The sequence below is a fragment of the Xanthobacter sp. YC-JY1 genome (assembly GCF_021730305.1).
GTDB classification, from domain to species: domain Bacteria; phylum Pseudomonadota; class Alphaproteobacteria; order Rhizobiales; family Xanthobacteraceae; genus Xanthobacter; species Xanthobacter flavus.
The window spans coordinates 4012047-4036326 of sequence record NZ_CP032674.1 but is presented as its reverse complement, the minus strand read 5'-3'; the positions used below and the strand labels follow the sequence as shown (position 1 = coordinate 4036326).

General features: G+C 68.2%; 25 protein-coding genes. 9 read left to right on the top strand and 16 right to left on the bottom strand.

The window, feature by feature from the left end; genetic code table 11:
* The first annotated feature begins 37 nt into the window (after nucleotides 1-37).
* Together D7006_RS18900 and D7006_RS18895 are read left to right on the top strand one after the other, a co-directional pair.
* Entirely contained in the window at nucleotides 38-1735 is a 1698-nt protein-coding gene (locus D7006_RS18900) for a formate--tetrahydrofolate ligase (protein WP_237354133.1), read from the top strand.
* 87 nt (nucleotides 1736-1822) lie between these two features.
* Complete coding sequence (locus D7006_RS18895) at nucleotides 1823-2995, top strand: acetyl-CoA acetyltransferase (RefSeq protein ID WP_229645696.1); 1173 nt, start codon at nucleotides 1823-1825, stop codon at nucleotides 2993-2995.
* A 53-nt stretch (nucleotides 2996-3048) separates the two neighbouring features.
* Here the strand turns inward: D7006_RS18895 and D7006_RS18890 are convergent, their stop codons facing one another.
* Nucleotides 3049-3804 (bottom strand): thioredoxin family protein, encoded by a 756-nt coding sequence (locus tag D7006_RS18890; RefSeq protein ID WP_237354132.1) that lies wholly within the window; start codon nucleotides 3802-3804, stop codon nucleotides 3049-3051.
* Between the two features lie 115 nt (nucleotides 3805-3919).
* On the bottom strand, nucleotides 3920-4297 hold the full coding sequence (locus D7006_RS18885; protein WP_237354131.1) for a gamma-butyrobetaine hydroxylase-like domain-containing protein: 378 nt from the start codon (nucleotides 4295-4297) through the stop codon (nucleotides 3920-3922).
* 246 nt (nucleotides 4298-4543) lie between these two features.
* On the opposite strand from D7006_RS18885, the gene moaA reads away from it, so the two are divergent.
* Complete coding sequence (gene moaA / locus D7006_RS18880) at nucleotides 4544-5578, top strand: GTP 3',8-cyclase MoaA (protein ID WP_169124137.1); 1035 nt, start codon at nucleotides 4544-4546, stop codon at nucleotides 5576-5578.
* Between the two features lie 271 nt (nucleotides 5579-5849).
* Complete coding sequence (locus D7006_RS18875) at nucleotides 5850-6851, top strand: DMT family transporter (RefSeq protein WP_237354130.1); 1002 nt, start codon at nucleotides 5850-5852, stop codon at nucleotides 6849-6851.
* Nucleotides 6852-6884: 33 nt separating this feature from the next.
* On the opposite strand, the gene D7006_RS18870 is transcribed toward D7006_RS18875, so the two are convergent.
* The 9 genes from D7006_RS18870 to D7006_RS18830 all read right to left on the bottom strand — a co-directional run bounded on the left by D7006_RS18870 (nucleotide 6885) and on the right by D7006_RS18830 (nucleotide 14480).
* A complete protein-coding gene (locus tag D7006_RS18870; protein ID WP_169124088.1) occupies nucleotides 6885-7070 on the bottom strand; it encodes a hypothetical protein in 186 nt (61 codons plus the stop codon).
* Between the two features lie 93 nt (nucleotides 7071-7163).
* Nucleotides 7164-8207, bottom strand: a complete 1044-nt coding sequence (locus tag D7006_RS18865; protein ID WP_229645702.1) for a sulfate/molybdate ABC transporter ATP-binding protein — start codon at nucleotides 8205-8207, stop codon at nucleotides 7164-7166.
* Entirely contained in the window at nucleotides 8204-9130 is a 927-nt protein-coding gene (cysW, locus tag D7006_RS18860) for a sulfate ABC transporter permease subunit CysW (RefSeq protein WP_237354129.1), read from the bottom strand. Before cysW ends, D7006_RS18865 begins: the two co-directional genes overlap by 4 nt.
* Complete coding sequence (gene cysT / locus D7006_RS18855; RefSeq protein WP_237354128.1) at nucleotides 9127-9981, bottom strand: sulfate ABC transporter permease subunit CysT; 855 nt, start codon at nucleotides 9979-9981, stop codon at nucleotides 9127-9129. Before cysT ends, cysW begins: the two co-directional genes overlap by 4 nt.
* Nucleotides 9982-10092: 111 nt before the next feature.
* The gene (locus tag D7006_RS18850) at nucleotides 10093-11109 is read right to left on the bottom strand and encodes a sulfate ABC transporter substrate-binding protein (RefSeq protein WP_237354127.1); all 1017 of its coding nucleotides are present in this window, start codon (nucleotides 11107-11109) and stop codon (nucleotides 10093-10095) included.
* Nucleotides 11110-11224: 115 nt separating this feature from the next.
* Nucleotides 11225-11935, bottom strand: a complete 711-nt coding sequence (locus D7006_RS18845) for a phosphoadenylyl-sulfate reductase (RefSeq protein WP_169124083.1) — start codon at nucleotides 11933-11935, stop codon at nucleotides 11225-11227.
* 6 nt (nucleotides 11936-11941) lie between these two features.
* Nucleotides 11942-12454 (bottom strand): DUF934 domain-containing protein, encoded by a 513-nt coding sequence (locus D7006_RS18840; RefSeq protein ID WP_237354126.1) that lies wholly within the window; start codon nucleotides 12452-12454, stop codon nucleotides 11942-11944.
* Entirely contained in the window at nucleotides 12441-14093 is a 1653-nt protein-coding gene (locus D7006_RS18835) for a nitrite/sulfite reductase (RefSeq protein WP_237354125.1), read from the bottom strand. Before D7006_RS18835 ends, D7006_RS18840 begins: the two co-directional genes overlap by 14 nt.
* 60 nt (nucleotides 14094-14153) lie before the next feature.
* On the bottom strand, nucleotides 14154-14480 hold the full coding sequence (locus D7006_RS18830; protein ID WP_237354124.1) for a DUF2849 domain-containing protein: 327 nt from the start codon (nucleotides 14478-14480) through the stop codon (nucleotides 14154-14156).
* A gap of 270 nt (nucleotides 14481-14750) precedes the next feature.
* Between D7006_RS18830 and D7006_RS18825 the strand changes: the two genes are divergently transcribed.
* The 3 genes from D7006_RS18825 (at nucleotide 14751) to D7006_RS18815 (ending at nucleotide 16889) form a co-directional block, all read left to right on the top strand.
* A complete protein-coding gene (locus tag D7006_RS18825; protein ID WP_169124079.1) occupies nucleotides 14751-15545 on the top strand; it encodes an enoyl-CoA hydratase/isomerase family protein in 795 nt (264 codons plus the stop codon).
* A gap of 82 nt (nucleotides 15546-15627) precedes the next feature.
* Nucleotides 15628-16200: a DUF1214 domain-containing protein gene (locus tag D7006_RS18820; protein WP_024280523.1), complete on the top strand. Its 573-nt coding sequence runs from the start codon at nucleotides 15628-15630 to the stop codon at nucleotides 16198-16200.
* A gap of 158 nt (nucleotides 16201-16358) precedes the next feature.
* Nucleotides 16359-16889 (top strand): DUF1254 domain-containing protein, encoded by a 531-nt coding sequence (locus D7006_RS18815; RefSeq protein ID WP_371745128.1) that lies wholly within the window; start codon nucleotides 16359-16361, stop codon nucleotides 16887-16889.
* 18 nt (nucleotides 16890-16907) lie between these two features.
* Here the strand turns inward: D7006_RS18815 and D7006_RS18810 are convergent, their stop codons facing one another.
* From D7006_RS18810 to pdxY, 5 genes are all read right to left on the bottom strand, one after another.
* Nucleotides 16908-17108: a hypothetical protein gene (locus tag D7006_RS18810; protein ID WP_237354122.1), complete on the bottom strand. Its 201-nt coding sequence runs from the start codon at nucleotides 17106-17108 to the stop codon at nucleotides 16908-16910.
* Between the two features lie 156 nt (nucleotides 17109-17264).
* On the bottom strand, nucleotides 17265-17999 hold the full coding sequence (locus tag D7006_RS18805; protein ID WP_237354121.1) for an NUDIX hydrolase: 735 nt from the start codon (nucleotides 17997-17999) through the stop codon (nucleotides 17265-17267).
* A complete protein-coding gene (locus D7006_RS18800; protein WP_237354120.1) occupies nucleotides 17996-19090 on the bottom strand; it encodes an alkene reductase in 1095 nt (364 codons plus the stop codon). The genes D7006_RS18805 and D7006_RS18800 overlap by 4 nt, the downstream gene beginning before the upstream one ends.
* Nucleotides 19091-19270: 180 nt before the next feature.
* Nucleotides 19271-20176 (bottom strand): PhzF family phenazine biosynthesis protein, encoded by a 906-nt coding sequence (locus D7006_RS18795; RefSeq protein WP_237354119.1) that lies wholly within the window; start codon nucleotides 20174-20176, stop codon nucleotides 19271-19273.
* A 73-nt stretch (nucleotides 20177-20249) separates the two neighbouring features.
* A complete protein-coding gene (gene pdxY / locus D7006_RS18790; protein WP_237354118.1) occupies nucleotides 20250-21098 on the bottom strand; it encodes a pyridoxal kinase PdxY in 849 nt (282 codons plus the stop codon).
* 259 nt (nucleotides 21099-21357) lie between these two features.
* Between pdxY and D7006_RS18785 the strand changes: the two genes are divergently transcribed.
* On the top strand, nucleotides 21358-22329 hold the full coding sequence (locus D7006_RS18785; protein ID WP_237354117.1) for a polysaccharide deacetylase family protein: 972 nt from the start codon (nucleotides 21358-21360) through the stop codon (nucleotides 22327-22329).
* Between the two features lie 355 nt (nucleotides 22330-22684).
* The gene (locus tag D7006_RS18780) at nucleotides 22685-24247 is read left to right on the top strand and encodes a 2-isopropylmalate synthase (protein WP_237354116.1); all 1563 of its coding nucleotides are present in this window, start codon (nucleotides 22685-22687) and stop codon (nucleotides 24245-24247) included.
* Nucleotides 24248-24280 lie beyond the last annotated feature (33 nt).

Sequence of the window (24280 nt, the reverse complement as noted above, 5' to 3'; positions counted from 1 at the left end):
GAGCCGCTAGGGTCGGCGCCCGTTCGGGAACCAATCCATGCATGACAGAAGCGCTCGACCGCTCGATCCCACATCCGATGCGGCCATCGCCGCGAGCGTTAGGCCGCGCCCCATAGAGGACGTGGCGGCGGACCTCGGCATTCCGGCGGACGCGCTCTATCGCTACGGCCCCCACAAGGGGAAGATCAGCCTCGATTTCGTGGCCGAGGCCGAATCGCGGCCGCGCGGCCAGCTGGTCCTCGTCACGGCCATCAATCCCACCCCGGCGGGGGAGGGGAAGACCACCACCACGATCGGTCTCGGTGACGCGCTCTCGCAGCTCGGCACCTCGACGGCCGTGTGCCTGCGTGAGCCCTCCCTCGGCCCGGTGTTCGGCGCCAAGGGCGGCGCCACCGGCGGCGGGCGGGCGCAGATCATCCCCATGCAGGACATCAACCTGCATTTCACCGGCGATCTGCACGCCATCACCGCCGCGCACAATTTGCTTTCGGCGCTGATCGACAACCACATCCATTGGGGCAATGCCCTCGATCTCGACGCCCGGCGCATCAGCTGGCGGCGGGTGATGGACCTTAACGACCGGGCGATGCGCCAGATCACGGTCGGTCTCGGCGGCCCCGCCAACGGCTATCCGCGCGAGGACGGCTTCGACATCACCGTGGCGAGCGAGGTGATGGCCATCCTGTGCCTCGCCGACAGCCTCTCCGATCTCGAGGCGCGCCTGTCGCGCATGGTGATCGGCCAGACCCGCGGCCGCCGCATGGTGCGCGCCGAGGAACTGGGCGGCGTCGGCGCCATGGTGGCGCTGCTCAAGGATGCGTTCCAGCCGAACCTGGTGCAGACGCTGGAGGGCACCCCGGCCCTCGTCCATGGCGGCCCGTTCGCCAACATCGCCCACGGCTGCAATTCGGTGATGGCGACGCGCACCGCCCTCGGCCTCGCCGATGTGGTGGTGACGGAAGCCGGCTTCGGCGCCGATCTCGGCGCGGAGAAGTTCCTCGACATCAAGTGCCGGCAGGCCGGGCTCGTGCCCTCGGCGGCGGTGGTGGTGGCGACGGTGCGCGCGCTGAAGATGCATGGCGGCGTCCCGCTCAAGGAACTCGGCACGCCGGATGCGGCGGCGGTGACGCTCGGCTGCGGCAACCTCAAGCGGCACGTGGAGAACCTGAAGAAGTTCGGCCTGCCGGTCGTGGTGGCGCTGAACCATTTCACCGGCGATACGCCGGAGGAACTGGAAGCTGTGCACGCGGCGCTGGCGGCCGAGGGCGTCGATGTCTTCCCGTGCGGGCACTGGGCCCGGGGCGGGGAGGGGGCGCTGGACCTCGCCCACGCCGTCCTCGACCTGCTCGCCCGCCGGCCGAAGTTCGAATATCTCTATCCCTCAGAACTGCCGCTCCGGGAGAAGATCGAGACCATCGCCCGCGAGATCTACCGGGCGGAGCGGGTCGATTTTTCCTCCGCCGCGACAGCGAAGCTCAAGGAATACGAGCTGGCGGGTTTCGGCGACCTGCCGGTGTGCATGGCGAAGACGCAGTATTCCTTCTCCGCCGATCCCACCGCGCGCAACGCGCCCACCGGCCACACGCTGCCCATTCGCGAGGTGCGCCTTTCCGCCGGTGCCGGCTTCGTGGTGGCGCTCGCCGGCGACATCATGACCATGCCGGGCCTGCCCTCCGCGCCGGCCGCCCAGGACATCTTCGTCATGCCGGACGGCTTTATCGCCGGCCTGTCGTGAACCCAGCGCGGCGGTGGCATAAGGCGCCGCGCATCCCTATCTGAACGCCATCAAAACCAAAGCGGTGTCACGCCGCGGGAGACGAACATGGACAGCAAGGCCGCCATCGTAGGCTGGGCGCACTCGCCCTTCGGCAAGCTCGAGGACGCGGACACCGAGGCCCTGATGGGCCGGGTGGCCGGCGCCGCCATCGAGCATGCGGGCCTTTCCCCGCAGGACGTGGATTCGATCCATGTGGGCGTGTTCAACGCCGGCTTCCAGAAGCAGGATTTCCAGGGCGCCATGCCGGCCCTCTCCGTGCCGGAGCTGGCCCATGTGCCGGCCGTGCGCCTGGAGAACGCCTGCGCTACCGGCTCGGCCGCCATCCATTCCGCGCTTAATTATATCGAGAGCGGGCAGGGCCGCATTGCCCTCGTGATCGGCGCCGAGAAGATGACGGCGAAGCCCACCGCCGAGGTCGGCGACATCCTGCTCAATGCCTCCTATCGCAAGGAAGAGGCGGACATCGAGGGCGGCTTTGCCGGCGTGTTCGGCCGCATCGCGCAGACCTATTTCCAGCGCTACGGCGACCGCTCGGAAGAGCTCGCCCGCATCGCCGCCAAGAACCACAAGAACGGCGTTTCCAATCCCTATGCGCAGATGCGCAAGGATTTCGGCTTCGAGTTCTGCAACACCATCTCGGAGAAGAACCCCTACGTCGCCGGCCCCCTGCGCCGCACCGACTGCTCGCTGGTGTCCGACGGCGCCGCGGCGCTGGTAATCGCCTCTGCCGACGTGGCGGAGACGCTCGGCCGCGCCGTCGCCTTCCGCGCCCGCGCCCATGTGAACGACATCCTGCCCCTGTCGCGCCGCGATCCCATCGCCTTCGAGGGCGCCCGCCGCGCCTGGGTCAAGGCGCTGGAGAAGGCCGGCCTCACGCTGGACGATCTCAGCCTGGTCGAGACCCACGACTGCTTCACCGTGGCCGAGCTGATCGAGTATGAGGCTATGGGCCTCGCCAAGCCCGGCGAAGGCTACAAGGTGGTGCGCGAGGGCATCACCGAGAAGACCGGCAAGCTGCCGGTGAACGCCTCGGGCGGCCTGAAGTCCAAGGGCCACCCCATCGGCGCTACCGGCGTCTCCATGCACGTCCTCTCCGCCATGCAGCTCATGGGCGAGGCCGGCGACATGCAGATCGACGGCGCCAAGGTGGCCGGCGTCTTCAACATGGGCGGCGCGGCCGTGGCGAACTACGTCTCCATCCTCGAACGGGTGAAGTGAGACGCAGCTTTTAGGTCTGACGAATGCGACGGGCGGCCTTGAGCCGCCCGTTTTCATTCGGTGGCGGCTGCGAGGATGGGGCCGCCGGAAGGCGCCTGCACCAGGATGGCGGTGCGCAAGCCCGGCGCCGCATCCGGCCTGAGGTAACGGGCGCGCGTGCCGGTCCAGGCGCCGAGCCGCTCCAGACGTCGCACCACGCGGGCATGGGGCAGGGTGCGGCCGGCATTCTCGCCGCGTCGGACGGGTACCTCAATGACGCCGGGTTCGTATTCCGCGAGCCAGACGTCCGCGGCCGCGGCGGGGGCGGTCCCGGGCCCCACCGCCACGTCATGCGCGCCGATGGTGACCTCGGGACCGACGACGGGACCCGCGGAGGAGATCGCCCGCTCGATGTCCGGCAGGCTGTAGCCGACGCGGCTGAGGCGGCCATTCACCACCATCTGCGGCGTGAACGGCCCGCGCTCGCCGAGCATGGGTTCATAGGTGTACTGGCGGGCGGTGAATTCCGGCTTGCCGAAGGTATCGCGCCAGCCGAGCCGGTCCCAGTAGGTCACGCTGAAGCTCAGCGCCAGCACGTCCGGCCGGTGGGTGAGGGCGATGAGATTTGCATCCGCTGGCGGGCAGGAGGAGCAGCCTTGGCTGGTGAACAGCTCCACCACCGTGAGCTTCTGGCGCGGCTCGGCGGCGCCGGGGCCGCCCGGGAGGGCCACCAGAATGGCCGCGCCTGTGGCGAAGGCAGCCCATTTCGCGCGAGGCGTTCGGCGCGGTTCGTGCGGGGGTGGCGAGGAGGTGGACGGGGTTTCTGCCATGGCGCGGGGCTCCTGCGGGATGCCGCCCGCATGAGGCTTCCACCGGGCGCTCCCGGTCCTCCTTCGTCCTGAGGCGCTCGCGGGTTACGCGCTCACGCCATCGTGCAGGCGGCTTTCACCCGCGCGCGAGCCCCTGCGCCTCCAGCGCCTTGAGATAGGCGCCGAACTTCTCCTCCTGGTTCACGCCGTAGCTGTAGAGCAGGTCCCAGGTGTAGAGGCCGGTGCCGTGGCCGTCGTCGAAGATGAGGCGGACGGCGTAGTTGCCCACCGGCTCCACCTGCGCGATGCGCACCTGCCGCTTGCCGGGCACCGTGATCTTCTCTTCCGGCTGGTGGCCCTGGACCTCGGCGGAGGGGCTTTCCACCCTCAGATACTCGGCGGGCAGGGTGAATTTCGCCCCGTCCTCGAAGGTGACGGAGAGCGTGTGGCGGTCGTCGACGACGCGCAGCTCGGTGGGCCAGGGGGCGGCGGCGGGGGCAGACGCGGGAGCCATTTCGTGATGTCCTTTTTCGATCGGGCGAAAGGCCGAGCCTTTTGATTTCACACGGCATCGTGTTCGGGCGGCGACCCTATCCATCTCGCTCTTGCATACGATATATAGGGCGAGCGTCGAAGCCCGCCGTCTGCCGCATCCGGGGCGCTGGGCTGCATCAAGACCGGCACAAGTCGGCGGACGGGGAAGGCGCGGGAGACGCAAGGCTGGTTCGGGAGTGGCGTGGTGAGTGATCTTCTCAGGGATCTGATCGACCGTCCGGGTGTCGCCGCCGCGCAGCAGGCCGGACCCCTCGTGGACACGTTCGGCCGCGCCGTCACCTATCTGCGCGTCTCCGTCACCGATCGCTGCGACTTCCGCTGCGTCTATTGCATGTCCGAGCACATGACTTTCCTGCCCAAGCAGGATCTCCTGTCGCTCGAGGAGCTGGACCGTCTGTGCAGCGCCTTCGTGCTGCGCGGCGTGCGCAAGCTGCGCCTCACCGGCGGCGAGCCTTTGGTGCGGCGGGACGTGATGACCCTGTTCCGCAGCCTTTCCCGCCACATTGAAAGCGGCCGGCTGGACGAACTGACCGTCACCACCAACGGCTCGCAGCTCGCCCGCCACGCGGCCGACCTCGCTGCCTGCGGGGTGAAGCGCATCAACGTCTCCATCGACACGCTGGACCCGGCCAAGTTCCGCGCCATCACCCGCTGGGGCGATCTCGCCCGCGTGCTGGAAGGCGTGAAGGCGGCACAGGCAGCCGGCATCCGGGTCAAGATCAACGCCGTCGCGCTCAAGGACGTGAACGAGCACGAGATCGCCTCCATGATGGAGTGGGCTCATGGCGAAGGCCACGACCTCTCCTTGATCGAGGTGATGCCCCTCGGCGAGGTGGGCGAGGAGCGGGTGGACCAGTATCTGCCGCTTTCCACCGTGCGCGAGCAGCTGGCCGAGCGCTTCACCCTCACCGACATCGCCTACCGCACCGGCGGCCCTGCCCGCTATGTGGAGGTGAAGGAGACCGGCGGGCGGCTCGGCTTCATCACGCCGCTGACGCACAATTTCTGCGAGGGCTGCAACCGGGTGCGCGTCACCTGCACCGGCACACTTTACATGTGCCTCGGCCAGGAGGACGCCGCCGACCTGCGCGCGCCGCTGCGTGCCTCTGCCGATGATGCCCTGCTGCACCGGGCCATCGACGACGCCATCTTCCGCAAGCCCAAGGGCCATGACTTCGTGATCGACCGCAAGACCCGCCAGCCGGCGGTCGGGCGGCACATGAGCACCACCGGCGGCTGAAGCGGGGCGGCTGGGGCTGCCGAGAATGAGGCGAAGACGTGGCCGGGCCATGCCGCAGGCGAGGGGCTTACGCGCGAGAGCCGGCGCAAAGCGCAGGGCGTCTTTACCCGAAATCAGCTACATCTGGTCGAGAAGATAAATCAACGGCCTGAAGCCGGTTTTGGGGCGCGCCCCGCCGCCCGCCATCTACGAGGTTTGACGTGAGACTGCACCGGGATTGCGCCGGCGCCATCGTTCGTTCCCTTCGCCTGTCTGGCGCGGGAGCGAGGGCATGAGCATCCAGGCCGCCGCGCAGCGCCCTGCCGCCCACCTGCCGGTCTCGGCGGTTAAGGGCCTCATCGCCATGGTCTGCTCCATGGCCCTGTTCATCACCAACGACACCTTCATGAAGCTGGCGCTGCGCGAGGTGCCCCTCAGCGAGGGCCTCGGCCTGCGCACCGCGATGGTGAGCTTCCTATTCCTCGGGCTGATCGTGGCCTCGGGTGATCTCCTCGCGCTGCGCTACATGTTCCGGCGCAGCGTGATCGTGCGCTCGTCGCTCGATACCTTCACCACCTTCCTCTATATCGCCGCGCTGGCGGTGATGCCCATCGCCTCCACCACCACCATCTACATGGCGACGCCGCTCATCACGACGGCCCTCGCCGTGCCCCTGCTGGGCGAGAAGGTGGGCTGGCGCAGCTGGTCGGCCATCATCGTCGGCTTCTGCGGGGCGGTGATCGTAACGCGGCCGGATCCCGCCACCTTCAGCCTCATCGCCCTGCTGCCGCTCATCGCTGCCTTCACTGGCGCGGCGCGCGACATCTCCACCCGCAGCATCGGGCCGGAGATTCCCGGGTCGGTGGTGGGCCTCACGGGAACGCTGGCCTTCTGCCTCGCCGCCGCGCTGCTTGCGCCGTTCGAGAGCTGGCAGGTGCCGTCCACGACGGTGCTGGCCTATCTGGTGGCGTCGGCGGTGTCGTTCGGCGGTGGCACGCTGCTGCTGGTCTTCGCCTTCCGCAACGCGCCCATCTCGTCCCTCTCGCCGATGCGCTACCTCCTCGTGTTCGGGGCGCTCATCTCCGGCTATCTCGTGTTCGGCGATCTGCCGGATGCCTGGACCAGCATCGGCATGCTGCTGGTGGTGGGGGCTGGCCTCTACGCCATCCAGCGCGAGCACGCGAAGAGCCGTGCCGCGCGGCGGGCAGCGCGCGACAACCGGAACACCGGCGCCGTCGGCCTGGCCACGGGCACATGCCCGCCGGCCGCGGCCTGCGCGCCCTCCCGGGACTGAGATCAGATCAGGATGGGATGATGGCGGGGTGCGTCAGCCGCGCGGGCGATATTCGCCGGTGGCGGGATCGCGCTCCAGCCGCACCGTCTTCAGGTCGCCGGCCTCCGCCTTTCGGCGGCGGTCCAGGGCCTCGTTGACCCGGCGCGTCTCGGACGAGATCAGCTTGGCGAGCGCCACGGCGCCCATGGCACCCAGGGCAACGACAACGAACGGCGGCACGGCGGCAAACTCCGGTCAGCGAGGCGCGATGGCGCGCCCCATGCACGGTAGGTCAGCACGCCCTGATGGCGAAAACGTGCCATTGCCGCCTCCTCAGGCGGCGAACACCTTGTAGCGGCGCGGCTTGAGGCCGACTTGGGTGCCCGGGGCGAGATCCTGGCCGTGGGGCACGGCGGCTTCCACCACCACCGGGCCGGAACTTCCGGCCAGTTCAACGTCGGCACGCCGCGTCGGGCCGAAGGTGCGCACGGAGAGCACCTTGCCGGAGATGGCGGTCGACGAGGGATCGGCGAGGTCCACGTCATGCGGCCGCGCCAGGATGCGGGCGGGCCCGTCGGCGACGCCCTGCGGATCGAGCCCCAGCGGCCGGCCGCCGAGATAGAGCGCGCCGCCCTTCACCTCGCCGGGGAGCGCAATGGTCTCGCCGATGAAATCATGGACGAAGGCGGTGGCGGGATTGTCATAGACCTCGCCGGGGGAGCCCACCTGCTCGATCTTGCCGTGGCCCATCACCACCACGCGGTCAGCCAGCTCCAGCGCCTCTTCCTGATCGTGGGTGACGAGCACGGAGGTGACGGGCAGTTCCTCGTGCAGGTGGCGGAGCCAGCGGCGCAGCTCCTTGCGCACCTTGGCGTCGAGCGCGCCAAAGGGCTCGTCCAGCAGCAGCACCTTGGGGGAGATGGCGAGCGCGCGGGCGAGCGCCACGCGCTGGCGCTGGCCGCCGGAAAGCTGGGCGGGATAGCGCTCGGCCAGCCAGTCGATCTGCACGAGGTGCAGCAGCTCGTTGACCTTTGCGCGGATGGCGGCCTCGGGCAGCTTGTCCGCGCCCCGGCGCACGCGCAGGCCGAAGGCCACGTTCTCGAACACGTTCATGTGCCGGAACAAAGCGTAGTGCTGGAACACGAAGCCCACGTTGCGCTCGCGCACGGAGCGGGAGAGCGCATCCTCCCCATCGAACCGGACTTCGCCAGAATCGGGCCATTCGAGGCCGGCGATGATGCGCAGGAGCGTGGTTTTGCCCGAGCCCGAGGGGCCGAGCAGGGCAACCAGCTCGCCGGTGCGGATGGTGAGGCTCACATTGTCGAGCGCGGCGAAGGTCTTGAAGCGCTTGGTGACGCCGACGACGTCGATGGTCATCTGTCTTCCTCGGCGAGGCGGTGTTCGAGAATGGTCTTGGCGATCAGCGTGACGAGCGCCAGCAGCGCCAGCAGGGACGCCACCGCGAAGGAGGCGACGAACTGGTATTCGTTATAGAGGATCTCGATGTGCAGCGGCATGGTGTTGGTGAGGCCGCGCACATGGCCGGACACCACCGAGACCGCGCCGAACTCGCCCATGGCGCGCGCGTTGCAGAGCAGCACGCCGTAGAGCAGCGCCCATTTCACGTTGGGCAGCGTCACCCGAAAGAAGGTGGAGAGGCCGGAGGCGCCGAGCGAGATGGCTGCCTCTTCCTCCGCCGTGCCCTGCTCCTGCATCAGCGGGATCAATTCGCGCGCAACGAACGGGAAGGTGACGAAGATGGTGGCGAGCACGATGCCCGGCAGTGCGAAGATGATCTTGATGTCCCACGCCTGCAGGTAGGCGGCGAACAGGCCCTGCGAGCCGAACAGGAGCACGTAGATGAGGCCCGCCACCACCGGCGAGACCGAGAAGGGCAGGTCGATGAGGGTGATGAGGAGGCTTTTGCCGGGAAACTCGAACTTGGCGATGGACCACGCCGCCACCAGCCCGAACAGCAGGTTCGCCACCACTGAGATGACCGCGACGATGAGGGTGAGCTGGATTGCGGCCAGTGCATCCGGCGAGACGAGCGCCGCCACATAGGCCTGCCAGCCGCGCTTGAAGGCTTCGTAGAACACCGTCACCAGCGGCAGGCCGATGAACAGGCCGACGAAGGCGAGGGCGATCACTGTCAGGATGATGCGCACACCCCGCGGCTCCGTGCGCACCGGGCGGCCGCGATGCGCCGCATGGGTGTGCGACTGCTCCAGCGCCGAGGGCAGGCCCTCGCTGGCGCCGTGGGCAACGGGATGACCGGGCGTCTGGTCGAGGGCGTTCATCCGTGCTTGCTCCCGCGCAGCTCCGCCCAGCGCTGGAGGCGGTTGATGATGAGCAGCAGGACGAAGGAGGCCACCAGCATCACCGTCGCGATGGCGGTGGCGTCCGCATAGCGGAACTCCTCCAGCCGGATGACGATGAGCAGCGGGGCGATCTCGGACACGCCGGGCAGGTTGCCGGCGATGAAGATGACGGAGCCGTATTCACCCACCGCCCGCGCGAAGGCGAGGGCGAAGCCGGTGAGCAGCGCCGGCCACACCGAGGGCAGCACGACGCGCACAAGGGCCTGCGTGCGCGTGGCGCCGAGGCTGGCGGCGGCGTCTTCCAGCTCCTGATCGAGGTCTGCCAGCACCGGCTGCACGGTCCGCACCACGAAGGGCAGGCCGATGAAGAGGAGGGCGACGAGGATGCCGAGAGGCGTGAACGACACCTGGATGCCCAGCGGCGCGAGCAGCGAGCCGACCCAGCCGTTCTCGGCATAGAGCGAGGTCAGCGCGATGCCGGCCACCGCCGTGGGCAGCGCGAAGGGGATGTCGATGAGCGCATCGACGATCTTCTTGCCGGGGAAGTCGTAGCGCACCAGCACCCACACCACGATGGCGCCGAACACCATGTTGATGAGCGCGGCGCCGAAGGCGAGGCCGAACGACACCTGCAGCGCATGGAGCGTGCGCGTCGCCGTGACGATGGCGATGAAGCGCTCCAGCGACAGTTCGCTCGTCTTGATGAACAGCGCCGACAGCGGCAGCAGGACGATGAGCCCCAGCCACGTCAAGGTGAGGCCCAGCGTGAGGCCAAAGCCGGGGATCACGCTCGGCTGCCGGAATGTGAGGCGGGACGATGAGGCGCTCATGGAAGGTTTATAGTCCGGCGACGCTTCTGCGTCGCTCGCTCTAAAGGCCGCGGCCACCGCCATCAGGAAGGCTCCCGAGGGCGGCGGCCGCAGGATGGATGGACGGCAGGATCAGTTGCCGGTGATCTGGTCGAACACGCCGCCGTCGGCGAAGTGGGTCTTCTGCGCCTTCTGCCAGCCGCCGAAGACCTGATCGATGGTGAAGAGGTCGACCTTGGCGAACTTGTCCTTGTACTTGGCCGCCACCTGCTCGTCGCGCGGACGGTAATAGTTCTTCGCCGCGATCTCCTGGCCGACCGGGGTGTAGAGGAATTTCAGATAGGCTTCCGAGATGGCGCGCGTGCCCTTCTTGTCCACCACCTTGTCCACCACGGCCACCGGCGGCTCGGCGAGGATGGAGACGGAGGGGGTCACGATGTCGAACTTGTCGGGGCCGAGCTCGTTCACCGAGAGATAGGCCTCGTTCTCCCAGGCGATGAGCACGTCGCCGATGTTGCGCTCGACGAAGGTGACGGTGGCGCCGCGGGCGCCGGTATCGAGCACGGGGGCGTTCTTGTAGAGCGCCTTCACGAAATCCTTGGCCTTGGCCTCGTCGCCGCCATTCTTCTTCAGCGCGTAGCCCCAGGCGCCGAGATAGTTCCAGCGGGCGCCGCCGGAGGTCTTCGGATTGGGGGTGACCACCTTGATGCCAGGCTTCACCAGATCGTCCCAATCCTTGATGCCCTTGGGATTCCCCTTGCGGACCAGGAAGACGATGGTGGAGGTGTAGGGCGAAGCATTGTCGGGCAGGCGCTTCTGCCAGTCCTTGGCGAGGTAGCCCTTCTCGGCGATGGCATCGATGTCATAGGCGAGGGCGAGCGTCACCACGTCGGCCTCGAGGCCGTCGATGACGGAACGCGCCTGCTTGCCCGAGCCGCCATGGGACTGGTTGATCTTCACCGTGTCGCCGGGGTGCGCCTTCGCCCACTCGGCCGCGAACGCCTTGTTGACGTCCACATAAAGCTCGCGGGTCGGGTCGTAGGAGACGTTCAGCAGCGTGATGTCGGCGGCGGCGACAGCGCCGGCCGAAAGCGCGAGCGCCGTGGCGGCGGCAATGCCCGTGCGCAGGAACGTGCGGCGAGACGACATGGGAAGACCTCCGGCGAATTCGTTCGTCATTCAGAATAGTCGTTCGATGAAACGAACGATTGCATCAGCACGACGCGCGGTCAACCCATATATCATAAATTCGATGGAATTAAATCTAAATCCCGTCTCCGAAATGGATACCGCATTCGGTCTTGGCCTTGCCGCGCCAGCGGCCGGCGCGCGGGTCCTCGCCGGGCTGGACGCGGGAGGTGCAGGGCATGCAGCCGATGGAGGCGAAGCCGTGCTTTTCCAACGGGTGCCGAGGCAGACCGTGGGCGTCCATGTAGCCGACGAGTTCGTCCCGGCCCATGGCGGCGAGGGGATTGAACTTCACCCGCTCCCCGTCCTGCTCCACCAGCGCGATGGCGGTGCGGGTGGAGGCCTGGTAGCGCTTGCGGCCGTTGAACCACGCGCCATAGGGCGCGAGCGCGCGGGCCAGCGGCTCCACCTTGCGCAGGGCGCAGCAGGCGTCCGCATTGTCGGACCACAGGCCCCGCTCCGGATCGCGCGCGGCCAAAGCTGCAGGATCGGGCGAGAAGGTCTGCACGTTGGTGAGGCCGAGATGGCCGGCGAGCGTGTCGCGATAGGCCAGCGTCTCCTCGAACAGGTGGCCGGTATCGAGGAAGAGGATCGGCGTCGCCGGATCCACCTGCGCGATCATGTGCAGCAGCACGGCCGATTCGGTACCGAAGGAGGACACGGCGGCAATGCGGCCCGGAAAGGCAGCGAGGCCGGCGGCGATCACGTCCAGCGGCGAGGCGTTTTCCAGCCGCGCGTTCAGTGCGTCGAGATCGAGGCGGGGAGCGGCCCGCTCAAGAGCGTTCATCTCAGGTCATCCCTCCACGGGCGCGGGGCCCGCATGCGCGACCCGCACGTCGCGGGCCGTGGCCCGCCCATCGCCGGTCGGCTGGTAGAAGTGGGAATAGGTGGCGAGGGCCTTGTTGAAGGCCTCGGCATCCGCCGCCTTCTCGAAGGCGAAGGCATCAAAGCCGGCGCGCGCCATCATCAGCGCCTGGTCGCGCAGCACGTTGCCCACCGCCCGCAGCTCGCCCTTGAAGCCGTAGCGCTCGCGCAGCAGGCGCGCCTGGCTGTAGGCGCGGCCGTCGCGGAACTTGGGGAAGGTCAGCGCCACCACGGAGAGGCGGGAGAGGTAGGGCTTCAGCTCCGCCACGTCCCGGGCGTTGGGCCAGAGGACGCCGATCTCGTCGTTGCGCGCGACGAGGGTGTCGGCCTCCTTCAGGAAGCGCTCGGCGGAGACCAGCACCGGCCCGTCGGGCAGGGCCGCGTCGTCGGCGACGGCGGTGAAGATGTCCTCGGCGGGCGCGCCGTTCTTAACGAGGGGCATAGGCGCGCTCCTTGAAGGGGTCGGTGCCGAGCCGCTGAACCGCGGCGATGAAGGTTTCGGCAGGCGAGGTGCGCAGGTCGAGATAGGTCTCTACCAGCCGCTCCACCACGTCCACCACCTCGCCCTCGGACACGGCCGGGCCGATCAGCTCGCCGATGCGGGCCTTGGAATTGCCCTTGCCGCCGAGGGTGATCTGGAAGAATTCCTCGTCCTTCTTCTCCACCCCGAGGATGCCGATGTGGCCCACATGGTGGTGGCCGCAGGCATTGATGCAGCCGGAAATGTTGAGGTGCAGCCGGCCGATGTCGGCGATGCGGGCATCGTCCGCAAACCGCTCGGTGAGTTTCTGCGCGACGGGAATGGAGCGCGCATTGGCCAGCGAGCAATAATCGAGGCCGGGGCAGGCGATGATGTCGGAGATGAGCCCGACATTGGGGGTGGCGACGCCGATGGCCTTCAGCTTCGCCCACAGGGCCGGAAGATCCTTCTGGCGCACATAGGGCAGGGTGAGGTTCTGCTCGTGGGCAACGCGGATCTCGCCATAGGCATATGCGTCGGCGAGGTCGGCGATGGCGTCCATCTGGTCCGCCGTCGCGTCGCCGGGCGGGGCGCCCACGGGCTTCAGCGACAGGGTGACGATGGCATGGCCCTTCGCCTTGTGCGGGGCGACGGAATTGGCGTGCCAACGGGCAAAGTCGGGATCGGCCAGCGCCGTGGCGAGCGAGGCCGGGGCGTCTTCCAGATCTTCCAGCGCGGGATTGAGGAAGCGGTCGCGGATGGCGTCGAGCGCCGCCTTGTCCAGCTTCAGCGCGCCGTCGCGGATCTCGGCCCATTCGGCTTCGACCTTCTGCGCGAAGGCCTCGGCGCCCATCTCGTGCACCTGGATCTTGATGCGCGCCTTGTAGATGTTGTCGCGCCGGCCGCCGAGATTGTAGGTGCGCAGGATCGCTTCCAGATAGGAGAGCAGGTCCTCCTCCGGCAGGAAGTCGCGGATGGTCTTGCCGATATAGGGCGAGCGGCCGAGCCCGCCGCCCACCATCACCTCGAAGCCGGTCTTGCCGTCGCGCTTGTGCAGGCGCAGGCCCACGTCATGCACGCGGATCGCGGCGCGGTCGTGCTTGGCGGCGGTGATGGCGATCTTGAACTTGCGCGGCAGGTAGGTGAATTCCGGGTGCAGCGTCGACCACTGGCGAATTACCTCGGCATAGAGGCGCGGGTCCTCCACCTCGTCGGCGGCGGCGCCGGCCCAGGGGTCCGTGGTGGTGTTGCGGATGCAGTTGCCAGAGGTCTGGATGCCGTGGATGACCACCTCGGCGAGATCCGCCATGGCGTCCGGCAGCTCGGCGAGCTTGATCCAGTTGAACTGGATGTTCTGCCGGGTGGTGAAATGGCCGTAGCCCCGGTCATACTTGCGGGCCACCGCCGCCAGTGCGCGCAGCTGGCGCGCGGAGAGGGTGCCGTAGGGGATGCACACCCTGAGCATGTAGGCATGGAGCTGCAGATAGACGCCGTTCATGAGACGGAGCGGCTTGAACTCCTCCTCGTTCAGCTCGCCCGCGAGGCGGCGTTCCACCTGATCGCGGAACTCAACGACGCGCTCCTGAAGAAAGGCGCGATCGAACTCGTCATAAACATACATGATGGGGCTCGGGGCTCGATATCGGCAGATGCGGGCGGCAGGCGCGACGGGACGCCGGCCTCAGGCGGCCGCGGAGGCGCCGGCCGGCAGCGCGACAGTGGGGCCGCTCACACGGATGCGCTCACGCAGGTTCGCGGGCTCCGGCGTGCCGTCCGCACCGATGCGGACCGGGGCCGGATAGGCGCCGACGGCGGTGTTCTCGTCGCCATGGGCGATGTCGAGCAGTCGCAGCACGTCCTCGCTGGTGGAGCCCACGGCCGCAGCGCCGATGCTGTCGGTCCAGCCGCCGGCGGGGCTCAGCCACACCACCGCGCCATCGGCGAGCCGGTTGGCGGTGACGACGGTGGGGCCGGCGATCTTCAGCTTGCGCTGCAAAGGCGAGGTCATGGCGTGCTCCGTGCGCCCATATTCCCAACTCACAGCGGGAGAGCGCTAATTATCCAGAAAACTTATGTCTTAATCTAAATTACCGCGTTTTGACGCGCAATAGGGAAATAACCCACACACGACATTGTAAAATCGACTGAATTAGTAGACTTAAAAGGTGGCGGGGTCCGCGCTTCCGGGGCCGCTTGCTGCGCGCGGTTACCTTTGGCAGCTTGGCGCGCCGGCCCGCGTCCCTCGCGGCCTGACCACAGAAGCACCCGAGGAACGCCCATGACCCCCGAGAACAGCCCTGTCCGCCTCGACATCGCGGACGGGATCGCCCGCATCCGGTTCAACCGTCCGCACGTGTTGAATGCGCTGGACGAGGCCTCGGTGCTGGCCCTCGCGGCCGCCGTGGACAAGGTGAGCCGGGACGAGACCGTGCGCGCCGTGGTGCTTTCGGGCGAGGGGCGGGCGTTCCTCGCCGGCGGCGACGTTGCCCGATTCCATGCTGCGGGGCCGGATGCGCCCAAGGTGGTGAGCGCCATCATTGATCCATTCCACCACGCCATTCTGGCTTTGGCCGCCATGCCGGCACCGGTGATCGCCAGCCTGCACGGCGCGGTGGCCGGGGCAGGCGTCTCGGTGGCGCTGGCTGCCGACCTTGCCATCGCCGCCGATGACATGAAGATGACCCTCGCCTACACCCGCATCGGCACCTCGCCGGACGGCTCCTCCACCTTCTCGCTGCCGCGCGTGGTGGGGCTGCGCAAGGCCATGGAGATCGCGCTTCTCTCCGATACCGTGGAAGCGGACGAGGCGCTGCGGCTGGGGCTCGTGAACAAGGTGGTGCCTGCTGCCGAGCTCGCAGCCGAGACGGACAAGCTGGCGAAGCGCCTCGCCGAGGGGCCGACGCTGGCCTATGGCCGCATCAAGCACCTTCTGCGGTCTTCCTTCGGCCACAGCCTGTCCGAACAGCTCAATGCCGAGCGCGATGCCTTCATCGCCAGCGCCCGCACCGAGGATTTCGCCGCCGGCGCGAAGGCCTTCGTGCAGAAGACGCCGCCCCGCTTCGAGGGAAAGTGAGGCCACGGGGGCCCTCCCGGCGCCGGCTTTTGCCCGCGCCGGCTTTGTGGGCTAGATAGAGGCGGATAGCTTCGGACCTCCCGTGCGCCTACTGCCGCTCGCCTTCACGCTTCTCATCGCCACCATCCTCGGGCTGGGCGTCACATGGTTTTCCGTGACCCACTCGCGGGGGCTGGACAACGTGCGCGTGGGCTCCTGGGAAGGCTGGCCGCGGTCCGGCACCTCCAAGGCCGACCCCTATGCCCGCGCCTTTGTCGCTCGCTCGGGGGAATTGCCGCTGGAGCTGGCCGACGGCCTGCTCTTCCTCGCCACGACGGATGATGCCGGCAACCCGCTGGACGGGCGCTGCGAGACGCGCATCGTCGGCGTGCTGCCGCAGGCGCGGCTGTGGACGCTGACCGTCACCGACCAGGACGGCAATCTCATCCCCAACGATGCCGGGCGCTTCGGCTTCACCAGCGCCGAGGTGGTCTATCGCGACAACGGCGCCATCGACGTGCGCCTCTCGCCCCGCGCGCGCACCGGCAACTGGCTACCCACCGGCGCCCGGCCCCGGCTGAAGGTGGCACTCCGGCTTTATGACGCGCCCTTCTCCTTCACCTCGGGCGCGGATGCCGCTGTGCTGCCCCGCATCACGCGGGAGGCCTGCCTGTGACCACCCTCGACGATCTGCGCGGGGAAGCGTCCGAGGTCGCGGCACGCGGCGGGCGGCTTGCGGGACGGCTCTGGAGCCGATTCTTCGCGCGGCTGCCGCGTCCGCACGTGGCGCGGCCCCGCTTCGTGCGCCCGCGCCTGGGCACGCCGGGGCAGTTGCTGCTGTTCATCGCCTTTTCGGTGGTGCTGGGGGCCATCGCCCACATCGTATCCATCCTGGCCATGCCAGCGCTGGCTGAGCGCAACGCCTATGCGCGGCTCTCCGAACTGATGGATTCCAATGTGCTGACCCTGCTGCCGGACCCGACGCCGCTGGAGCAGACGCTGCCCATGACGGACCCGGCCTTCATCTCGGCCATCTGCCTCTATGATCTGTCGGGGGCGCCGCTGAAGGTGCGTGTGCCGGCCACGGCCGACTACACCTCCGTCTCCTTCTACACCTCGGAAGCGCTCGCCTTCTACGCGCTGAGCGACCAGGCGGCCGGCAGGGTGATCGAGCTGGATCTGATGACCAGCAAGCAGAAGGCGGCTTTGCCGGAAGACGAGGAAATCACCGCCGCCGACCGGCTGGTGATCGAATCCCCCTCGCGGGAGGGCATCGTGGCGGTGCGCGCCTTCGTGCGCGAGCGCGGGATGCGGGAACTCGTGCGCCGGCAACTCGAGGCGGCGACCTGCACGCCGTCGAACTGAACGCGCTTTCTCCGTAAGTCAGTGGCTGCGGCGCGGCCGCAAGAGGGGTTCTGCCTCCGGTGTCGGGCCCGGCAAGGCCGAAACGTGCCGCTCGATGCGCACCACCGGCAGGATGACGATCTCCGCCCCCTCCGGCCGGCTTCCGCCGCGATCCGCACGGGACGATCCGCGCCGCGCCGGCTGGCGGGCCGTATCGGGAAACGCAATGACCGTGTTCATGCCCCTGATCCTCCGTCGAGAGCCGTGATCACAACGTCACTGTGGTCCTTATGGTTTCGTGAAGCTTAACGTTTGGTGAACCGGACGTTAATGGCGCGGGCAGGCGAAGCTCCCGCCGGAACGTCGCGCTGCCGCATCCCTGTGCTGCCTCGGCGCTCAGTTCCCCGCCCAGCGCCAGCGCATGTAGTCCACCGCGAAGGGGGCCATGGCGGGGGTGAGGTCGGCTTCGCTCTTCACCACCGCCACATCAGCGAGTTCCGGGTGGGTTTCCGCCGCGAGGAAGGTGCGGATGCGGGCGGCGAGGTCTTCGGCCGGGGCGTCGAACACGAGGCGGCCCATCAGGGCCACGCGCGGCCCGTCGAACAGGCCGGTGAAGCCGTCGTCGCGCAGGATGTCGGCGGGCAGGAGCCCGGTCTCCTCGGTCAGTTCGCGCAGCATGGAGGCGTGGAGGTCCACGCGTTTGTCGGACGTGATGTCGGAGGGGTCGGGCGTGCCGCCGGGAAAGTAGATGCGGCCGGCCGAGGCCGTGTGCTGCCCCATGACACCCAGCACAAAGCCGCCATCGGAGCCTTCGATGGCGGCGAGGGCGAAGGCGTTGACCATGCCCTCGTCCTTCCAGCCTTCGTCGCGCCAGAAGGTGAAGGCCGCGAAATCGGTCTGGCGGAAGGCGCCGGAGAGCACGCCGTCTGTGAAGCCATGGCGGGCGAGGAGCAGGATCGGCCCGTTCCACAGATGCGGATTATCGGCGGCCCGGCGGGCAAAATGCGTCTCGATCTCGCCCCGGCGCGGCGCCATCTCGCTCCAGCCGCCGGGCTCGAAGGCAAGGTCGAGCCGATGGACCGGCGCGATGCGCCGGCCCACGGTCCAGTCCTGGCCCCAGCCGCCGCTCACGCGGCGACGTCCTTCAGGGTCGGGTAGTCGATATAGCCCTTGGCGCCGCCGCCATAGAGCGTGTCACGGTCCAGTTCGTTGAGCGGCGCGTTGCGCTGCAGGCGTTCCACGAGATCGGGATTGGCGATGAACGGCTTGCCGAAGGCCACGAGGTCCGCCTTGCCTTCCGCCAGCACGGCATTGGCGAGGGCGAGGTCGTAGCCGTTGTTCACCATCCAGGCGCCGCTGTAGCGCTTGCGCAGTTCCTCGAAGGAGAAGTCCGGCGCCACTTCGCGCGGGCCACCCGTCGCGCCCTCGACCACATGGATATAGACGGGGTGGCGCTTTTCCAGCTCTTCGATCACGTGGTTGAAGAGTGCCTGCGGATTGCTCTCGGTGATGCCGTTGGCCGGCGAGACCGGCGAGAGGCGCAGGCCGGTGCGGGCGGCGCCGATCTCGGCGATCACCGCGTCCATCACCTCCAGCAGGAAGCGGCTGCGGTTCTCGATGGAGCCGCCATAGGCGTCCGTGCGCAGGTTCGACCCGTCCTTCAGGAACTGGTCGATGAGGTAGCCGTTGGCGCCGTGCACCTCGACGCCGTCAAAGCCGGCCTTGATGGCGTTGGCGGCGGCGCGGCGATAATCCTCGATGATGCCGGGGATCTCGGACAGCTCCAGCGCGCGCGGCGCGGAGGTCTCGGCGAAGCCGTTGTTCACGAAGGTCTTGGTGGCGGCGGTGAGCGCGGAAGGGGCCACCGGCGCGCCGCCGTTCGGCTGCAGCGAGGTGTGGGAGACGCGGCCCACGTGCCAGAGCTGGATGAAGATGCGCCCGCCCTTGGCGTGCACCGCGTCCGTTACCTTCTTCCATCCTTCGACCTGGGCGTCGGAATAGATGCCGGGCGTGTCCTGATAGCCCTGGCCCTGCTGGGAAATCTGCGAGGCCTCGGTGATGAGCAGGCCGGCATCGGCGCGCAGGGCGTAATATTGCGGCGCGAGGTCGCTCGGCACGAAACCGGCGGCGGCGCGGTTGCGCGTGAGGGGCGCCATGACGATGCGGTTCGGCAGCGTCAGCTCGCCGAGGCGGAAGGGTTCGAACAGGGACGTCGCGCTCATGAAAGGAATCCTCTGGCGTGGGGCCGGGAGTGCTGCGATGCGGCAGACATAGGCGTGATCACGCCACTGCCAAGCCCGGCCGCACGCGAAAGCAGGCTGGAATCCGGCTCACGAGCGTGAGTTGTTTCAATGCCACCTATTGGCTACGCTCAAGTGTGGCGCCTTACCCATTGGCATCTTTCAAATATGCAGCACGCCCTCGGCGATCACCACCGCTCCGCCGCCGATGGTGGCGCCGGTAACCTGCCCGCCCTTCACGGTGAAGCCGAGATCGACCCGGCTCGGCCGGCCCATCTCGAAGCCCTGGTCGATGCGCACCTTGTGGTGGCCGTCCACCCGGTTCTCGGCGTCGAGCAGCACCCAGGGGAAGGCGGCGGCGGCGGAGCCGGTGGCCGGGTCTTCCTCCGTGCCGAGGCCGGGGGAGAACATGCGGGCGCGGAAGTCCGCGTCGCCTTCCTCGTCCAGCGTGTAGAGGTAAAGCGCCTCGCCGAAGCCGCCGAGGGAGGCGATGAAGGCCGCCTCGTCCGGCCGCGCGCGGGCGAGCGCCGTCAGGTCGGCCAGCGGCACGAACAGGAAGGGCACGCCGGCATTGGCGACGATGGGCCGATGGGCGTCGAAGCCGATGTCGCCCTCGTCCAGGTTCAGCGCCTCGGCGCAGGCGGCGCGGGAGATGTTCACCTCCTCGATCTCGCCCTTGCGCGGCGCGGTGAACACGGCCGATCCCTTGCGCGCGCCAGCCGGCGTGACGCCGTGCGTCGTCACCTCGCAGGTGATGGTGCCGATGGTCTCCTCGATGCGCAGGGTGCCCGTCGTGAGCTTGTCCTCCAGCGCAAGGAGCACGGCGGCGCCGACGGTGGGATGGCCGGCGAACGGCATTTCGTGGGCGACGGTGAAGATGCGGATGCGGGCGCGGTTCGCCTTGTTCTTCGGTGGCAGCACGAACACCGTCTCTGAGACGTTGAACTCCCGCGCGATCTGCTGCATGGCCGCGTCGTCGAGCCCCTGGGCGTCGAGCACCACGGCGAGCGGATTTCCGCCGAACGGGCGGGTGGTGAACACGTCCAGGGTCACGTACCGGCGCGGCATCTCAGCTCTCGAACGCTACAAGAGCACCCGCGCCCCCACGCCGGCCTCTTTACTTGCTTGCCACAATTTAGCCTCAGATCGAGGAGGCCGGGAAGAGCCGGGAGGGGGTAACGAACTCCTCCTGCGCTTCCACCAGCAGCAATTCCCGAGACTGTGCTTTTTCGGTCCGCGACAGCACCCCGTAAATGGAGGATGCGGCAAGGGAAACCGCCTGCGCGGTGGAGCCCGTGCGCAGCACGTGGAAGAAGAACAAAGCGGCGATGGCGTCGCCCGCGCCGTTGAGGGACACGGCGAGGCGCGGCGTGCGCACCAGGAACCGGCCATCGGGACCGGAGGCGAGAAGGTCGATCGAATCGGGCGGCGTTTCGCCGACATGCAGGCTGGTGACAAGGATCACCTTCGGCCCCAGCGCGTGCAACGCGTCGCAGGCGGCGATGGCCTCCGGGAGCGTCGTGCAGGTGCGGCCGGTGAGCAGCTCCAGCTCGAACTGGTTGGGGGTGATGACATCGGCGGCGGGCACCGCCTTCTCGCGCATGAATTCCGGGATGCCCGGACGCACGAAGATGCCGCGGCCCACGTCGCCGATCACCGGGTCGCAGCAATAGGCGGCGTTGCGGTTCGCCGCCCGCACCCGCTCGACCGCATCGAGGATGGCGGCGCCGATGTCGGCCGAGCCCATATAGCCGGAGAGCACGCCGTCGCAGCGCGACAGCACCCCGCGCTCGGCGATGCCCTCCACCAGATCGCCGATCACCGACGCCTCGAACACCTGTCCCCGCCACGCGCCATAGCCGGTATGGTTGGAGAACTGCACGGTGTTGATGGGCCACACCTCCACACCCAGCCGCTGCAGCGGGAACACGGCGGAAGCGTTGCCCACATGGCCGTAGGCGACGTGCGACTGGATGGAGAGGATGTTCATGGGACGTCCCGGATCAGGGGGCCATCGGCCCGCCCTCGCCGCGTACTCCGTCAGGCCGCCTGCATTCAAATGGATTCTGTTGATCGGCCGTCACGCGATGCTGATGGGAGCCGCAGGGCCGCCATTCGTTCGACGCCCATGTTTCCCCGCGCAACAGCAAGTGACCGCAACCGAGCCGTGCGGCTACTGGAAATGCGCCGCGCGCAGGGCTAAGCCGGTGCGCCGCCGCCCGATGGCGACGCTTTGTGCCGGTGACGCCTTGCCCTCGATCCGACTGCCGTTCCGTCCGCTTTTTGCCGCGCTCCTGCTCGCCGGCCTCTGCGCGCCTGCGCTCGCCGCCGGCCCGGCCTGCTATCCGCCCCAGGCGCTGGCGGCGAAGCAGGGCGAGGAGATCGTGCGGCCGCACACGGGCGGGCCGGGCCAACTGCCGGATATCTCGGTGCCCGCCTCGGCGCCGGTGCCGGCGGCGCTGCGCGGCTCCATCCGCCGAGTGGACCTGCCGCCGGGGGTGAAGATGGTGGCACTCACCTTCGACCTCTGCGAGGCCTCCAGCGAGACATCGGGCTATGACGGCGCGCTCGTCGATTATCTGAGGTCCGAGGGCGTTGCCGCCACCTTCTTCGCCGGCGGCAAGTGGATGGTGAGCCATCCCGAGCGCGGCGGGCAGCTCACCGCCGATCCCGGCTTCGAGATGGGTAACCATACCTGGTCCCATGCCAATCTCACCGTGAAGACGGGGGAAGCCATGCGCCGGCAGGTGGACGATGCCGACATCGGCCTCGCCCTCGGCCGCAAGCAGGCAGAGGCGAAGGGCTGCATGCTGCCCAAGCCGCAGGCCATCAGCCTGTTCCGCTTTCCCTATGGCTCGTGCAGCGCCGAATCCCTGAACTATGTGAACGACACCGGCCACCTCGCCATCCAGTGGGACGTGGATTCCGGCGATCCCGCCTTCATCGGCGCCAAGGGCATGGCAGACGACATGCTCCGCGGCATCAAGCCCGGCTCCATCGTGCTCATGCACGCCAACGGCCGCGGCAAGCACACGGCCGAGGCGCTGAAGATCCTCATCCCAGCACTGCGCGCCAAGGGCTACCGCTTCGCCACCGTGGGCCAGTTGCTCGCCGCCGGAACGCCGGTGATCGCCCAGACCTGCTATTCCCTGAAGCCCGGTGACACCCGCATCTATGACGAGGCGGCCCGCACCGGAAAGCGCATCCTGCCGGTGCAGTAGGGGAGGGGATGCCGGCGGAAGGCATCCCACCTCACGCCGCGCCCCCTTGCTTCAGCCGTACCATTCGGCTATGAGCACCTTCCCGTACTCGTGAGCGAAGAGCAGAGCGCCCCGTGTCGTCCCGCACGACCAAGACCGCCGCCTCTCAGCCCCGGACCATCAAGGTTCCGGGCAACGCTCTTATTCTGCGCGCGCTTCTTCTCCTTAGCCGCCCCTGAGGGCCGGCCGGGCTTGCGCCTGGGCACTCAGGGGAAACGCCGCCGCCGGGCCTGAAGACCCGGCGCCTGTTTTCGGCTTATGATCCGGACAACATGCCCCCAGACGGGCCGCGCCGGATGCGAGAAGGACCGCTCCCATGACTGCCAGCAACACCGTCGGCGCCAACGACCGCGTCATCATCTTCGACACCACCCTGCGCGACGGCGAACAGTGCCCCGGCGCCTCCATGACCTTCGAGGAGAAGCTCGAAGTGGCCGAGGTGCTGGACGAGATGGGCGTGGACGTGATCGAGGCCGGCTTCCCGATCGCCTCCATCGGTGATTTCGAGAGCGTGGCGGAGATCGCGCGCCGCACCAAGAACGCCACCATCGCCGGCCTCTCCCGCGCGGCCCTGAACGACATCGACCGCTGCGCCGAAGCGGTGAAGCACGCCCGCCGCGGGCGCATCCACACCTTCCTGTCCACCTCGCCGGTGCACATGAAGTACAAGCTCCAGAAGGAGCCGCACGAGGTGCTGGAGATGGTGGTGGCCTCGGTCACCCGCGCCCGCAACCACGTGGAGGATGTGGAGTGGTCGTCCGAGGACGGCACCCGCACCGAGATCGACTTCCTGTGCCGGTGCGTGGAGGCCGCGATCAAGGCCGGCGCCACCACCATCAACATTCCCGACACGGTCGGCTACACCACCCCCGGCGAATATGAGGCGCTCTTCCGCACCGTACGCGAGCGCGTGCCCAATTCGGACAAGGCCATCTTCTCCGTCCATTGCCATAACGACCTCGGCATGGCGGTGGCCAATTCGCTGGCCGGCCTCGCCGGTGGCGCGCGGCAGATCGAATGCACGATCAACGGCATCGGCGAGCGGGCTGGCAATGCCGCGCTCGAAGAGATCGTGATGGCCATCGACACCCGCTCGGACGTATTGCCCTATCGCACTGGCATCAACTCGAAGATGCTCACCCGCGTGTCCAAGCTGGTCTCGGCGGTGACGTCCTTCCCGGTGCAGTACAACAAGGCCATCGTCGGCCGGAACGCCTTCGCCCATGAGAGCGGCATCCATCAGGATGGAATGCTGAAGCATACCCAGACCTACGAGATCATGACGCCCGAGAGCGTCGGCGTCTCCAAGACCTCGCTGGTCATGGGCAAGCATTCCGGCCGTGCCGCCTTCCGCGACAAGCTCAAGGCCATGGGCTACGAACTGGGCGAGAACGCGCTCAACGATGCGTTCACCCGGTTCAAGGACCTCGCCGACCGCAAGAAGGTGGTCTACGACGAGGACATCGAGGCGCTGGTGGATCAGGAGATCGCGGTCTCCCACGATCGCATCAAGCTCCTGTCCCTGTCGGTCATCGCCGGCACCCACGGCCCGCAGCGCGCCACCATGCGCGTCGAGGTGGACGGCCGCGTCATCACCGAGGAGGCCGAGGGCAACGGCCCGGTGGATGCCACCTTCAACGCCATCAAGGCTTTGGTGCCGCACCAGGCGAAGCTCGACCTCTATCAGGTCCACGCCGTCACCGAGGGCACCGATGCGCAGGCCGAGGTTTCCGTGCGGCTCGAGGAGAACGGCAAGGTGGTGACCGCCCGCGCCGCCAATCCCGACACGCTGGTCGCCTCCGCGCAGGCCTACATCACGGCCCTGAACAAGCTGCAGATGAAGCGTCAGAGCATGAACGCCCAAAGCGCCGCCGGCTGAGCGCGGTGGGCTGAGGCCTCCCGCTTGTCACGA